This window comes from Williamsia sp. (genome assembly GCF_036566845.1).
Lineage (GTDB): Bacteria > Actinomycetota > Actinomycetes > Mycobacteriales > Mycobacteriaceae > Williamsia.
In genome coordinates this window covers 31,807-44,507 of record NZ_DATCVM010000241.1, presented here as the reverse complement: position 1 = coordinate 44,507, position 12,701 = coordinate 31,807, and the positions used below count along the sequence as shown (strand labels likewise).

12 protein-coding genes are annotated in these 12,701 nt (G+C 64.0%); 3 read left to right on the top strand and 9 right to left on the bottom strand.

Annotated elements, in window-relative coordinates; genetic code table 11:
• Positions 1–400 (bottom strand): FadR/GntR family transcriptional regulator (locus tag VIQ49_RS23475; RefSeq protein WP_331889001.1); only part of this gene is annotated, 400 nt, incomplete at its 3' end.
• A 72-nt stretch (positions 401–472) separates the two neighbouring features.
• On the opposite strand from VIQ49_RS23475, the gene VIQ49_RS23470 reads away from it, so the two are divergent.
• On the top strand, positions 473–1,915 hold the full coding sequence (locus VIQ49_RS23470) for an amidase (protein ID WP_331889000.1): 1,443 nt from the start codon (positions 473–475) through the stop codon (positions 1,913–1,915).
• On the opposite strand, the gene VIQ49_RS23465 is transcribed toward VIQ49_RS23470, so the two are convergent.
• From VIQ49_RS23465 to VIQ49_RS23455, 3 genes are read right to left on the bottom strand one after another with little or no spacing between them, the layout of a single operon-like run.
• Positions 1,912–2,331 (bottom strand): type II toxin-antitoxin system VapC family toxin, encoded by a 420-nt coding sequence (locus VIQ49_RS23465; protein ID WP_331888999.1) that lies wholly within the window; start codon positions 2,329–2,331, stop codon positions 1,912–1,914. The genes VIQ49_RS23470 and VIQ49_RS23465 overlap by 4 nt on opposite strands.
• Complete coding sequence (locus VIQ49_RS23460) at positions 2,328–2,564, bottom strand: type II toxin-antitoxin system prevent-host-death family antitoxin (RefSeq protein ID WP_331888998.1); 237 nt, start codon at positions 2,562–2,564, stop codon at positions 2,328–2,330. Before VIQ49_RS23460 ends, VIQ49_RS23465 begins: the two co-directional genes overlap by 4 nt.
• Before the next feature lie 27 nt (positions 2,565–2,591).
• On the bottom strand, positions 2,592–4,679 hold the full coding sequence (locus VIQ49_RS23455; RefSeq protein WP_331889002.1) for a RecQ family ATP-dependent DNA helicase: 2,088 nt from the start codon (positions 4,677–4,679) through the stop codon (positions 2,592–2,594).
• 223 nt (positions 4,680–4,902) lie between these two features.
• Between VIQ49_RS23455 and VIQ49_RS23450 the strand changes: the two genes are divergently transcribed.
• Positions 4,903–5,778: a DUF559 domain-containing protein gene (locus VIQ49_RS23450; RefSeq protein WP_331888997.1), complete on the top strand. Its 876-nt coding sequence runs from the start codon at positions 4,903–4,905 to the stop codon at positions 5,776–5,778.
• Positions 5,779–5,861: 83 nt separating this feature from the next.
• Here the strand turns inward: VIQ49_RS23450 and VIQ49_RS23445 are convergent, their stop codons facing one another.
• The 3 genes from VIQ49_RS23445 to VIQ49_RS23435 all read right to left on the bottom strand — a co-directional run bounded on the left by VIQ49_RS23445 (position 5,862) and on the right by VIQ49_RS23435 (position 8,436).
• Positions 5,862–6,770, bottom strand: a complete 909-nt coding sequence (locus VIQ49_RS23445) for a 3-methyladenine DNA glycosylase (RefSeq protein WP_331888996.1) — start codon at positions 6,768–6,770, stop codon at positions 5,862–5,864.
• Between the two features lie 15 nt (positions 6,771–6,785).
• Entirely contained in the window at positions 6,786–8,171 is a 1,386-nt protein-coding gene (gene lpdA / locus VIQ49_RS23440; RefSeq protein ID WP_331888995.1) for a dihydrolipoyl dehydrogenase, read from the bottom strand.
• 97 nt (positions 8,172–8,268) lie between these two features.
• Positions 8,269–8,436 carry a hypothetical protein gene (locus VIQ49_RS23435; RefSeq protein ID WP_331888994.1) on the bottom strand — a complete coding sequence of 56 codons (168 nt, stop codon included), beginning with the start codon at positions 8,434–8,436 and terminating at the stop codon, positions 8,269–8,271.
• 123 nt (positions 8,437–8,559) lie between these two features.
• On the opposite strand from VIQ49_RS23435, the gene VIQ49_RS23430 reads away from it, so the two are divergent.
• Entirely contained in the window at positions 8,560–9,774 is a 1,215-nt protein-coding gene (locus VIQ49_RS23430; protein ID WP_331888993.1) for an NADH:flavin oxidoreductase, read from the top strand.
• A 337-nt stretch (positions 9,775–10,111) separates the two neighbouring features.
• Here the strand turns inward: VIQ49_RS23430 and VIQ49_RS23425 are convergent, their stop codons facing one another.
• Entirely contained in the window at positions 10,112–11,323 is a 1,212-nt protein-coding gene (locus tag VIQ49_RS23425; RefSeq protein WP_331888992.1) for a multidrug effflux MFS transporter, read from the bottom strand.
• A gap of 120 nt (positions 11,324–11,443) precedes the next feature.
• Positions 11,444–12,571 (bottom strand): LuxR C-terminal-related transcriptional regulator, encoded by a 1,128-nt coding sequence (locus VIQ49_RS23420; RefSeq protein WP_331888991.1) that lies wholly within the window; start codon positions 12,569–12,571, stop codon positions 11,444–11,446.
• Positions 12,572–12,701 lie beyond the last annotated feature (130 nt).

The window sequence follows — 12,701 nt, the reverse complement described above, 5'->3', positions numbered from 1 at the left end:
CATCGTTCAGCGCAGTGATCTGATCGCCGGACGCGCGCAGCGCAGCCAGTTCGGCCACTTTCGGCCCGATGTGCGCCCGGGCCTCGATGACCGAGCGGGCCACCGAGACGTCGAGCTCGCCTTTCCTGATGAGTAGCCGGGGCAGCAGGTCGAGGCCGCCGAACCTTCGTACATCTCGAACGACGGTGCCATCGCCCTGTCGGATGCTGACGAGTCCGGCCGCGGCCACCCGCTTCAGCGCCTCCCGCACCGCGGGCCTCGACACGCCGAGCACCCGGGCCAGTTCGCGTTCGCTGGGCAACGACTGCCCGGCCGGGAGATCACCACTGAGGACACCTTCGACGATCTGCTCGAAGACGTCTTCGGGAACGCTGCGGCGTTCGATGGGCTGAAACGGCATGGTTCAACGGTAAGACCGCGCGCGGTAATAGGTCAAGTGGTCTTACCAATTTCTCTGCCGTACCGTGGCCGCATGACCGATCGCACCCACGTCCACGCGTACACCGACGACGCACTGGGCGAGCACGACGCCTCCTCACTCGCAGCCGCCATCGCAGCTGGTGAGATCAGCGCCCGCGAGGCCACCGAAGCCGCCATCGCACGAGCCGAGCAGGTTGATGCCGACCTCAACGCGCTGGTCGTCCGGGATTATGACCGCGCGCTCGCAGCGTCGGAAGCTGCCACCACAGGCGCGTTCGCCGGGGTGCCCACCTTCATCAAGGACAACACCCACGTCGCCGGGTTGCCAACCGCATACGGTTCGCAGGCGGTCCGGCCCACTCCGAGGAAGACCAACGAACCCTTCGCCGATCAATATTTGTCGACGGGCATGACTGTGCTCGGGAAGACCTCCCTGCCGGAGTTCGGCTTCAACGCCACCACCGAGTTCGAGACGCTGCCACCCACCCGAAACCCCTGGAACACCGGCTACTCCAGCGGCGCTTCATCCGGCGGTTCGGCAGCGCTGGTGGCGGCGGGCGTCGTGCCGATCGCGCATGCCAACGACGGCGGCGGCTCGATCCGCATCCCCGCCGCAGCCTGCGGCCTCGTCGGCCTGAAGATGACCCGCGGACGCGAGGTCCAGTCCCTGCAAGGGCATCAGATGCCCGTCGACATCGTGTCGAACGGAGCGCTGACGCGGACGGTGCGAGACACCGCGGCGTTTGTTGCTGCCATCGAGAAGTACCGGCCCGCAAAGCAATTGCCACCGATAGGACGAGTTGAAGGACCGTCGGACCGTCGGCTGCGAATCGGCCTGGTGACCAATTCCATCGTCGGAGATCCGACCGATACCGAAACCAGGACCGCCGTTGTGCAGACCGCGGAGCTGCTGACCTCACTCGGTCATCACGTCACCGAACTCGAGGTCCCCACCGACCAGGCTTTCGTCCGCGACTTCCTGCACTACTGGACGCTGATGGCGTTCTCCACCAAATACTTTGGCAGACAGGTCACCGGTGAGAGATTCGACAAGACCCGGGTCGATGCCCTCACCGCGGGACTGGCCCGCGACTTCCTCAGAAAGCCGTGGCTGACGCCGGTGTCGATCCGCGGTCTCAAACGCAGCGAGAAGCAGTATCGGGCAGCATTCGACGACGTCGACGTGGCGCTCTCCCCCGTGCTGGGGCACACCACACCCGAACTCGGTTTCCTCTCCCCCGCAGCCGGATTCGACGTGATGTTCCCGCGGCTTGTCAACTACGTCAGCTTCACACCGCTGAACAATGCCGCCGGCAGTCCGGCGATGTCATTGCCGATGGGACGCACCGGTACCGGACTCCCGATCGGCGTCCACTTCTCCGCGGCCCACGGCGACGAACGAACACTCCTCGAGCTGGCGTTCGAGCTCGAGTCGGCGAAACCGTTCGCCCGGATCCAGGATCAGGAGCCTTCAACCGCGAATCAGGTCCCCTAGCGACGATCCGGGTGCGTCACCGGACGAACATCCAAGTCGTCGATGCCCGCGAAATCGCTCGGGTTGCAGGTGAACAGCGGCAATCCATGGGCAATCGCTGTTGCGGCGATGAGCGCGTCGTACGCTCGTGCGGAGGGCTTTCGGCCGATGTGGCGCAACGACGCCGCCACCCGCCCAAACGCCCGAGCGGACGAGTCGTCAAACGGGATGGCGTCAAAGTCGGCTTCGGCCTGCTGGAGATGAGCTTGACGGCGAGATCGTTCTGCCGACGTCGTAGCGACATGCGGACCCACTGACAGCTCGGCGAGCGTGATCGTGCTGATCTCGCAGTGCGCGGGCAGTTCTTCGACATCGACGAGGCGTCCGAGCAGAATCACCGTCGATGTGTCGAGCAACCCGCGATCAGCTGTGCTCACAGCGACGGATCGATGGTGTCGTCGATGTCCTGTCGGAACTTCTCGGGATCGACCAGCGGCAGATTACGGCGCCGCGCGATCAATTCCGCTGTGGCCACGGCCGGCCGGCGTCGCGGAATCAATTCGGCGACCTCCTTGCCGTCCCTGGTCACCACGAGACTTTCGCCGGCCACAACCCTGTCCAAGACCTCACCACCGTTGTTTCGCAACGCACGGACCGTCACGCTTTCCATACCCGATTGTATCACCGGTGATACACCTCAGTTCGTGCTCGCCAGCGCAAACGGCAACACCTCTGCGACTCCGGCGTGACGTAGTCGGCGCGCTGCCAATGTCAGCGTCCACCCGGTATCGGCGAGATCGTCGATCAAGAGCACCGGCCCGGTGAGGTCCGCGACGACGGCGGGGTCGGGGTCGATCCACGAATTGGTGAGGGCCGCAACCCGGTACGCCGAGTTCGCGGCCGTCACCGGGCGGTGTTCCGGCGAGTACCGAAGGATCCCGAGGTTGGTGAGACGTCCGAGCTCGGACAGCCGGTCGACAATCGACCCGATCAGGATCGGATGAGTCTCCGAATCGAGGCCCATGATCGCGGTCGGCCGCGTCTGCCACGACCAGGCCGCAAGAACCGCAACGGCCGCGCGCACGACCTCGTCGGGAGCCGGGGCGTCCGGTTCATCGAGCAACCGACGCAGGCGGGTCCCCCATCCGAGATCGCTGAGTCGACCGATCACGCGGCCTGTCGCCGGCCCGTCCGCGATCTTGCCCGACAGTTCGACGCCCAACTTCTTCATCCCGGTCGGCCACTGCTTGCGGGGTGCCAGTTCAACACCCGGACGCTGCAACTGTTCCCGTGCCGCGTCCAGCGACTTGCCGTCAACCGACGGCGAATAGCGTTGGCCCGCACAGTTGTCGCATCGGCCACACTTGCTGTCGACGATCAGATCGGGATCGTCCAGCTGGGAACGCAGAAAGACCATCCGGCAGTTCGGGGTGTTCTGATAGTCGAGCATCGCCTGCTGCTCGGCTTTCCTGGCCGACTCCAGCTTCTCGTAGCGCGCCTCGTCGTACTCCCAGGGCTGGCCGGTGCCGATCCAGCCGCCTTTCACCCGTCGGACCGCACCGTCGACGTCGAGAACCTTCAGAACCATCTCCAACCGGGAGCGACCGAGGTCGACAAGTGGCTCGAGCGCCTGGGTGGACTGGGCCCGATCGAAATCGAGGACGTCGATCACCCTGCGCACCAACGCTTCCGGCGGAAATGCCACCGACGCGAAATAGCGCCAGATCTCCTGGTCTTCGCTGCCCGGCAACAGGATCACCTCGGCGCTGGCCGTCGAGCGGCCGGCACGTCCGACCTGCTGGTAGTAGGCGATCGGCGACGACGGGGCTCCGAGGTGGATGACAAAGCCGAGGTCGGGCTTGTCGAAACCCATCCCCAGCGCGGAGGTGGCGACCAGTGCCTTGACCCGGTTGGCCATCAGATCGGCTTCGAGTTGCTCGCGTTCGCCCGAATCGGTGGCGCCGGTGTACGCCGCGACCTGGTGCCCGAGCTCGGTGAGCAGGGTTGCGACATCGCGCGCGGCCGACACGGTGAGGGTGTATATGATGCCCGACCCGTCGATGGAACCGATATGGGCCGCAAGCCATGCGACCCGTTCAGCGGAGGTGGGGACCTTGACCACGGACAGGTGCAACGACTCGCGGTCGAGCCCACCACGCAACACGAGTGTGTCGCCGCCACCGACCCCGAGTTGCGCCGCAACGTCGTCGACAACACGATCGTTGGCGGTCGCGGTGGTGGCGAGCACCGGAACGTCGGTCCCGAGTTCGGCGACCAGCGTCCGGATTCGGCGGTAGTCGGGGCGGAAGTCATGGCCCCAGTCCGATACACAGTGCGCCTCATCGACCACCACCAGACCGGCGTCGGCGGCGAGGGCGGGCAAGACGTTGTCACGGAAGTCCGGGTTGTTGAGGCGCTCCGGACTGACCAGCAAGACATCGAGATCACCATCGGACACCCGCTGGTGGATGTCATCCCACTCCGTGACGTTGCCGGAGTTGATCGTCGCGGCCTTCACCCCTGCCCTTTCGGCGGAGGCAACCTGGTTACGCATCAACGCGAGCAACGGCGACACGATGACGGTGGCGCCGCGTCCCTGCGCTCGCAGGAGCTTGGCGGCGATGAAGTACACCGCCGACTTGCCCCAACCGGTCCGTTGCACCACCAACGCCCGGCGACGCTGGACGACCAACGCCTCGATGGCCGTCCACTGGTCGTCGCGCAGCGTGGCGCCGGGACCTGCCAGTTGCTCGAGAATGCCCTGAGCCTGCTCGCGGGTGGCGATCGTTCCAGTCGTCATGTCCCCATCGTGCCCTGTCACCCTGACATCCCGCGCAGTGGCGCCTGACCAGCAGCCCCCACCGTCGAGCGTGCCGAACGAACCGCCGACCGTGCCGAAACTCGCTCCGAGCGGGCAGTTATCCACGGACCAGACGCTTGTCCGGGCGAATCATCCACAGGCACGAGCCCGCCGGAACCGCAGTTCGCTCACCAACGTCCACCTTGGTATGACACTTGGCGACACACCGTTCTGGGGCCCTGACGCCCCACGCCCCGAGGGCATCACCCGCCGGATGATGGAAAGGAACTTCCGCCGGATGCATCGGGGAGTCCTGGTCAGCTCGACCAAGACGCTGGGCCCACTCGATTTGATCGACGCCGCCTTGCTGCGAGCGGGACCCAGTGCAGCGCTGTCGGGATTGTCGGCGGCATTCCTCCACGGATTGTCCTGGTACGACGATGATTCCCCGATCGAAATCAGTCGTCATCCAACCGGACAGGGTCGGTGCCGCGGCGGAATTCGGGTTGTCCGAGCGGACTTGGCACCCGATGACGTCACGATCATCGACGGGCGCCGCGTGACGACGGCGGTCCGTACGGCCTACGACCTCGGCCGTCGACCTCCACGATGGCGCGCGCTGGGTCATCTCGACGACCTCATCAACGCCACTGGTCTCGATCTGCGGGTGTTGTGGCGCTACATCGTCGGTAACCCCGATATGCGGGGTATCCGGCAGATCCGCGAGTTGGTGCCCCATATCGATCCGACATCCGAGTCTCCACCCGAAAGCTGGCTTCGGCTGCTCATCGTCGATGCCGAACTACCGCGTCCGGAATCTCAGATCTGGGTGACGGACGAGAGCGGCTACGAGTTCGCCAGGATTGACCTCGGCTATCGCCGCTTCAAAATCGGGATCGAGTTCGACGGCGCCGACTTCCATGATTCGGCTGATCAGATGGCACGCGACGCGGCGAGAGATGCAAAGTTACAGCGATTGGGCTGGATCATGGTGCGTGTCAACGGCGAACGAATGAAAGATGAACCCGAAGACCTCCTGAGCGAAATCGACCGCCACCTACGCGATCGCGGCGCGTACCGATGACAACGTCGGCACGGTCGACGGTCGGTTCGGCACGGTCGACGGTCGGTTCGGCACGCTCGACGGGGTCGGGGTGGGGCGGGCGGTCAGAAGCTGCGATAGTCGCGGGTGGGCATGCGCGGTGCGCGGCGGGCGGGCATCTGCATGTACAGCTCGATCAACCTGATCACCCGATACCGATGTCCGGCATAGGGTTCCAGCAGCTCCAGCATCCCCGCATCGTCGACGCGGCGGCCGATGAGTGTGCCGCCCACCATCGACGGAATGTGGAAGTCCCCCACCGGTACGGCATCGGCATCACCCACAGCGCGGATCCGCGCATGCGCTGCCGTCCAAGGCCCGATGCCCCGCAGCAGATGCAGCCGATCAGCCTTGCGTTCGACGTCGTAGCCGGCAGCGGCGACGATCGTGCGCCGCCGAGGCGGTTCGGCCCCACTGGCATGCCATTCCCATTGTGGTATCTCGCACCACACCTGTTGCGGTGGCGGCACCTTCATGCTCGGCGCGCCAGGCGCGGGCTCACCGTATTTGTTCACCAGGTACCGCCACGCCCGCCAGGCCTCGGCGCCGGTCACCTTCTGCTCGAGGACCGCGGCCACCAACGCTTCCCAGACCCGGTCGGTGCGGCCGATGCGAAGTCCTCGCCCCTGCTTGGCAAGTCTGGCGATGACGTCGTGGTGGGCCACGAACTCGTCCGGATTGTCGTCACTGCCCAGCATTTTCGGCATCTGTTCGAGCAGCCACGGCCCACCCGGACCCCACGCCCGCCCCAGCACGTCGTCGCCTTGACGCGAAAAGGCCATCGTCCCCGGACCATCGGGGGTGTACACCGCACGCCAGATCGATCCGTTCGGTGCAAATCGGGTGGCCGGATCGCCGCTCCCCCGACGATGCAGACCAAGCGTCGCCCGCACATCCAGCGGTCCCGGAGGAGTCCAGAGCCGGGAAATGAATGAAGGGCCAGGCGAATTATCGCCGGGCCCTTCATCATTCATCGAGAACCTGGGGCACTAGAGGTTGATCATGTGACCGATGGCGCCATGGAAGGTCTCCTGCATGGCCTCACTCATCGTCGGATGCGTGTGGACGTTGCGGGCCAGTTCCTTGGCCGTGAGATCCCACTTCTGTGCCAGCGTCAGCTCGGGCAGCATCTCGGACACGTTGTCGCCGACGAGGTGTCCACCGAGCAGTTCATCGTTCGTGGTGTCGGTGATCAGCTTGACGAAGCCGCCGGGCTCGCCGAGTCCGTGGGCCTTGCCGTTGGCGGAGAACGGGAAGGTGGTTGCCTTCACGTCGTAGCCTTCGGCCTTGGCCTGTTCCTCGGTCAGCCCGAACGACGCGACCTGCGGCTGACAGAACGTTGCCCGCGGCATCATCCGGTAGTCGTCGATGATCATCGTCTCGGCGCCGCCGATGGTCTCGGCCGCGATGACACCCTGAGCTTCGGCGACGTGCGCGAGCATCAGCTTGGCGGTCACGTCACCGATGGCGTAGATGCCGTCGACGTTGGTGCGCATGTGACCGTCGATGGCGATGGCACCGCGATCGGTCAGCTCGACGCCGGTCTTGTCGAGGCCGAAGCCTTCGACACGTGGTGCAAAGCCCACAGACATCAGGACCTTGTCGACCGAGAGTTCACCGGGGTTGCCCTTGGCATCCTCATACGAGACCACCACCTTCGAGCCCTGGTCATCGATCGTCTGCACCTTGGTGGAGGTGAGGATCTTGATGCCGAGCTTCTTGTAGGCCTTGGTCAGCTCCTTCGACGCGTCGACGTCTTCGTTCGGAAGCACGCGGTCGAGGAACTCGACAATGGTGACGTCGACTCCGTAGTTGGCAAGCACGTAGCCGAACTCCATGCCGATGGCACCGGCGCCGACGATCACGATCGAGCCGGGGAGTTCGCGGGTGAGGATCTGATCCTCGTATGTCACGACGTTGTCGGACAGTTCGACGCCGGGCAGAAGCCGGACCACAGAACCGGTACTGATGATCGCGTTGTCGAACGTGATCTCCCGATCGCCGACGGCGATGGTCTTGGAGTCGGTGAACTGACCATATCCGTCGATCTCCGTGATCTTGTTCTTCTTCATCAGGAAATGGACACCTTTGACCATCCGGTCGGCGACCTGGCGGCTGCGATCGAACGCGGCCCCGAAATCGAAGGTCACATCCCCCGACATGCCGAAGGTCTTCGCCTGATGGTTGAAGATATGCGCCAGCTCGGCGTTGCGCAGCAACGCCTTGGACGGGATGCAGCCCACGTTCAGGCAGACACCGCCCCAGTACTTCTCTTCGATTACTGCGGTTTTAGCCCCGAGTTGCGCCGACCGGATCGCGGCGACGTAACCTCCTGGGCCTCCGCCAAGGACAACTGTGTCAAAGTGTTCAGCCACGCGCTCTACACTACGTCTCCGCACTTCGGCACGCTGACAGATACCCCCTAGCCGCTGCGCGGCCCCGGGCGAGCGATGACAAACTGCCGACCGGCGATCACCCGGCCGGGATCCAGAGCCACCGCTCCGGCGGCGACATCAGGGCGGCGTAGTCACCTCCGCGATCCGCGAACTCCTGGGCGTCCGGGTCCGCCGGCAGCTCTTCGAGCCCGTCGTCGGTCTCGCGACCGCCTGGTTCAGGCGGCCGCGTCTGCTGCGCTGTCATGCCACATTCCTCTGTGTTCGGTCCCGACCGACATCTCGTGATGATCTCTATTCGTTACCCAGAGTTGGGTGGATTGAACCACCGGGTGAACAGAACTAGAACATGTTCTTGTTTGCGGTCCGGATGAGGGATATCGTCGGCGAAGTGCAGCCCACACCGTTTGCTCCCGCGTCGCTCGGTCCGCTCAGACTCCGCAACAGACTCATCAAATGCGCCACGTTCGAGGGGGCCACACCGGATGCCCTGGTGACACCTGAACTCATCGAGTTCCATCGAGAGGTCGCCGCCGGCGGTGTCGCGATGAACACCGTCGCCTACTGCGCGATCTCGCCGGAGGGGCGCACCGACCGGCATCAGATCTGGATGCGCCCAGAAGCGGTCCCCGGCCTGATCGACCTGACCGATGCGATACACGCCGAAGGTGCGCTCGCCGCAGCTCAGCTCGGCCACGCCGGTCCGGTTGCGAACTCCGTCTCCAACCAGGCCCGTGCCCATGCGCCGTCCCGTATCCCGGCCCCGATGGGGATGGCGTTGTGCAAGCGGCTGAACACCGACGACATCGCCGACTCGCTGCTGAAGTACCGGCGGGCCGCCCGGCTCGCGGTCGACAGCGGTTTCGACGGACTCGAACTCCATTTCGGCCACAATTACCTGGCCAGTTGTTTCCTGAGCCCACTCCTGAACCGCCGCCGCGATGAATACGGCGGATCACTGGTCAACCGGGCCCGTTTCTGCCGCGAGATCAGCGAAGCCGCCCGCGACGAGGTCGGTGACGACATCGCGATCTGGGCAAAACTCAGCATGTATGACGGGTTCCCCGGTTCCTTCGGTATCGACGAGGCCTGCGAGGTCGGCCGGATGTTCGAGGCCGACGGGTACCTCGATGCGATCGAACCCACTGCGGGCAGTTCCTTGCTGAACCCGATGTACCTGTTCCACGGCGACGTTCCGCGCAAAGAGTTCTCCGACGCCTTCCGCGGCGTGATGCGCTGGGGCATCAAGGCGGTTGCACCGGTGTTCCTGAAGAAGTACGACTACGAGCCGGCCTACTTGTTGCCGTTGTCGAGGCAGTTGCGTGAGGCCGTGTCGATGCCGCTGATCCTGTTGGGCGGTATCACCGACCGCGCGTCGATGGATCTCGCGCTGGCCGAGGGATTCGACTTCGTCGCCATGGGGCGTGCGCTGCTACGTGAACCCGACCTCCCGTTGCGTATCGAAGCCGATCCGACCACGGTGTCCAAGTGCGTGCACTGCAATCTGTGCATGCCGACGATCTACTCCCATACCCGCTGCCCGATCCGGACGGGCGAGGTCTCGGAGGCCGAAGCGGTCGGCTGAGTTCGTCGAGACTACCCATCGGTCCTCACCGCCGCAGATCCTCTCAACGCCCATACTTGGCACAATCTTGCGACCATACAATTTGTGATCACACTCCCGCCGCCCACTATTTGCAATCCATCCATCATCAACGTTTGATTGTGACGTTCACCCATGGGTGACACGTGTTTAGAAATATGCACATCAGCGCTGCGCTCATCGCCTCACGGTCATGGTCGGCCCGGGAACCGGACAGACGATGCAGTACCCGGATTCGCCCAGTGATGGGTGGTGTCAACCGCCACGGAAATGGCATTGGAACAGTCCAACCAGCGCAGCGACCTGGCCCGAGAACAGTTCATGCAGTGTGGCGTTCGGCCTTTCGTGGCGTTGTGAATAGCGCAAGTCCGGAAAGTACTGCGGCGACGAACAGTGTGAAACCCATCGGTGATGCGGCGTCGTCGCCTCCGAGACCGACGAGTGGAGAAGCTATTGCTCCGAAAGTGAACTGCGTAGCCCCGAGGACCGCGGAGCCGATGCCTGCAGCGTGACGCACCTGTGCGCTCGCCAACGCGATTGCATTGCCGAAAACAAAGCCCAGACTCCCGACGATCAACAACATGAGCAGCAGAGTCGGCCATCGCGGCACACCACCAACTGTGGTGGCGAGCAGGAGTGCGAGTGTCAGGCCGACAAGTGAGATCACCCCACCTCGAAGTACCTGCAGTGGAGAGTATTTCGCGACCAGACGCATTGAGACCGCACTGCAGATGGCGATCGATGCACAGATCGTGGCGAACGCCGCGGAGTAGGCGGTCGTGGACAAGCCCATGATGTTCTGCAAGACGAAGGGCGACGCCGAGATGAAGCCGAACAGCACCATGAACGCGAATGCCAGAGTCAGGGTGTATCCAACGTAGTGGCGATTCCCGAGTACGCCTCGAGCACTGGCCATCAGTGACCGCGCACCGCTCCGCTGGCGCCGATCTTTCGGTAGAGACTCCGGGACGAATAGCACTGCACCGAGCATCATCACCAAGTTGAAGGCAGCCAGCGTCCAGAAGACCGTCCGCCATCCGGAGCCGACGACGATCAGCCCTCCGACTACTGGGCCAATGACCGGCGCGATCGATCCGATGGCCATCATCGCGGTGAACAGGCGGGCCGCTGCGATGCCATTCGCGCGGTCCGAGACCACTGCGCGGGCCAACACAATGCCGGCAGAACCTGCGAAGCCTTGAGCGAAGCGCGAAGCGGTCAGGAAGTCGATGGTGGGTGCGATCGCACACATTGCGCTGGCAATCGAACATGCAACGGCCCCCACAAGCATGGGTATCCGTCGGCCGAACCGATCGGACAGAACCCCAATCACCAACTGACCGAACGCCAGTCCGATGAGAAACGCAGTGAGGGTCAACTGGACTTGTGATGTCGTGGCTCCGAATTCATCCGCCATCACCGGGAAGGCCGGCAAGTACATGTCCGTTGAGAACGGGCTGACTGCCGACATGAACGCCAACACGAAGATCATCATCGGACCGGGCAATGCTGCGGTCGTGGTGGTCTGCACCGACACGAAAGTCCTTTGCGGTTGGTTGAATACGACTGGTCGGATGGGTTCGCGCCGACTCGACCCGTCCGGTTGGAACCGGGCAGATCGGGTCGTGGACGGCTTTTGAAAGTGGGTAGATCAGGCGCGGGCGGACACAGACCGCGGCGTCATACCGTGGTATACCCTCGTCAACTGGACTCGGCTGCTGATGTCGAGTTTGGAGTAGATGTTCTTCACGTGCTGGCGCACGGTGTGCAGGCTCAGGACCAGCTCGTCGGCGATATCGCGGTCGGTGAATCCGGCCGCGACCAGACCCGCCACGTCATACTCCCGGGTCGAGAGGGTCAGCAGCCGCGGGCTCCTGTATTTCGTGCGGGCAGCCTCGAGTTCGAGTTCGAGGACCTGCGCACCGGGCTGACCCGGCACCGGTCGGACGGTGCACTCCAGAACGTCCTTTGCACCACTCGTCATCCGCACAAGATAGGACCGATGGACAACCGATGTCGCCACTCCGACATCACGCAGGATCCGGTACAGAATGTCGCTGCCCTCCTGCAGGTCGCCGAGGAGTTCCGTCGCCGAGGGCGTCAGGTTCGGGTCGTTGGATTTGGCCGAAAAGTATACCACTGCAGCAGAACTCGTCTGCAGCGCCAACTGGGAGACCTCGACCTGCTGCTGCAGATCCTGGCGGCGACGCAGGTTCGTCACCGCACCACCCACGACATCGGCGATGGCCGACATCAGATCCATGTCGATCTCGCCGACCTCGGTGCCGAGCGAGTCGGATGCGAAGTCGATGGTGCCGATGATGTTGCCGCCGACGACAACTGGCGCCTTGAGGACGTGCAGCATGTTCTCGAGGCGATCCACGCGCTGGTAGACCTCGGTCTCGCGCCACTGCGCCACCGTGCGTTCGGCGAGGTTGTACACCGGAACCGCAGTCAACAAGGCTCTGCGCAACTCGTCGTCGACCTGACGTCCACACTGCTCATAGGTGGTCATGAACCGGTCGCTCACGTTTCGCGAGTCGTACCACTGCGGGTTCGGTGTCCCGGCCTCGAAGAGATAGATGGCCTGCATCGGCAGGTCCATCACAGCACCGATCTGCCCGAAGTACGCTTCCCCGAGTTCGGCCAGATCATTGACATCGACGAGCGATGCCGACAGTTTCATCAACGCGGCGTACCTGGATCGAGCACCTTTCGTGTTGGTACGCTCCCCCGCCCACGCGATCGAATTGCTCGTCCGGATCGGACTGGGTTCCATTGGGCACTCCCGTTACTGACTCTTCGCCCGCCGCCGTGATCCTTCGATCACGTACGGCAACAGATGTTCGCGCCCGATGCCTGCCGCGGGCTGGTCGGCAGAACATCATTCGGGCCACACATCGTCGGGT

Excerpts from the sequence above, each read along its gene's own strand:
- VIQ49_RS23430 (WP_331888993.1), top strand. The coding sequence starts at position 8,560 with ATGAGGGATATCGTCGGCGAAGTGCAGCCCACACCGTTTGCTCCCGCG.
- VIQ49_RS23470 (WP_331889000.1), top strand. The coding sequence starts at position 473 with ATGACCGATCGCACCCACGTCCACGCGTACACCGACGACGCACTGGGC.
- VIQ49_RS23445 (WP_331888996.1), bottom strand. The coding sequence starts at position 6,770 with ATGAATGATGAAGGGCCCGGCGATAATTCGCCTGGCCCTTCATTCATT.
- VIQ49_RS23435 (WP_331888994.1), bottom strand. The coding sequence starts at position 8,436 with ATGACAGCGCAGCAGACGCGGCCGCCTGAACCAGGCGGTCGCGAGACC.
- VIQ49_RS23450 (WP_331888997.1), top strand. The coding sequence starts at position 4,903 with ATGACACTTGGCGACACACCGTTCTGGGGCCCTGACGCCCCACGCCCC.
- VIQ49_RS23420 (WP_331888991.1), bottom strand. The coding sequence starts at position 12,571 with ATGGAACCCAGTCCGATCCGGACGAGCAATTCGATCGCGTGGGCGGGG.
- VIQ49_RS23460 (WP_331888998.1), bottom strand. The coding sequence starts at position 2,564 with ATGGAAAGCGTGACGGTCCGTGCGTTGCGAAACAACGGTGGTGAGGTC.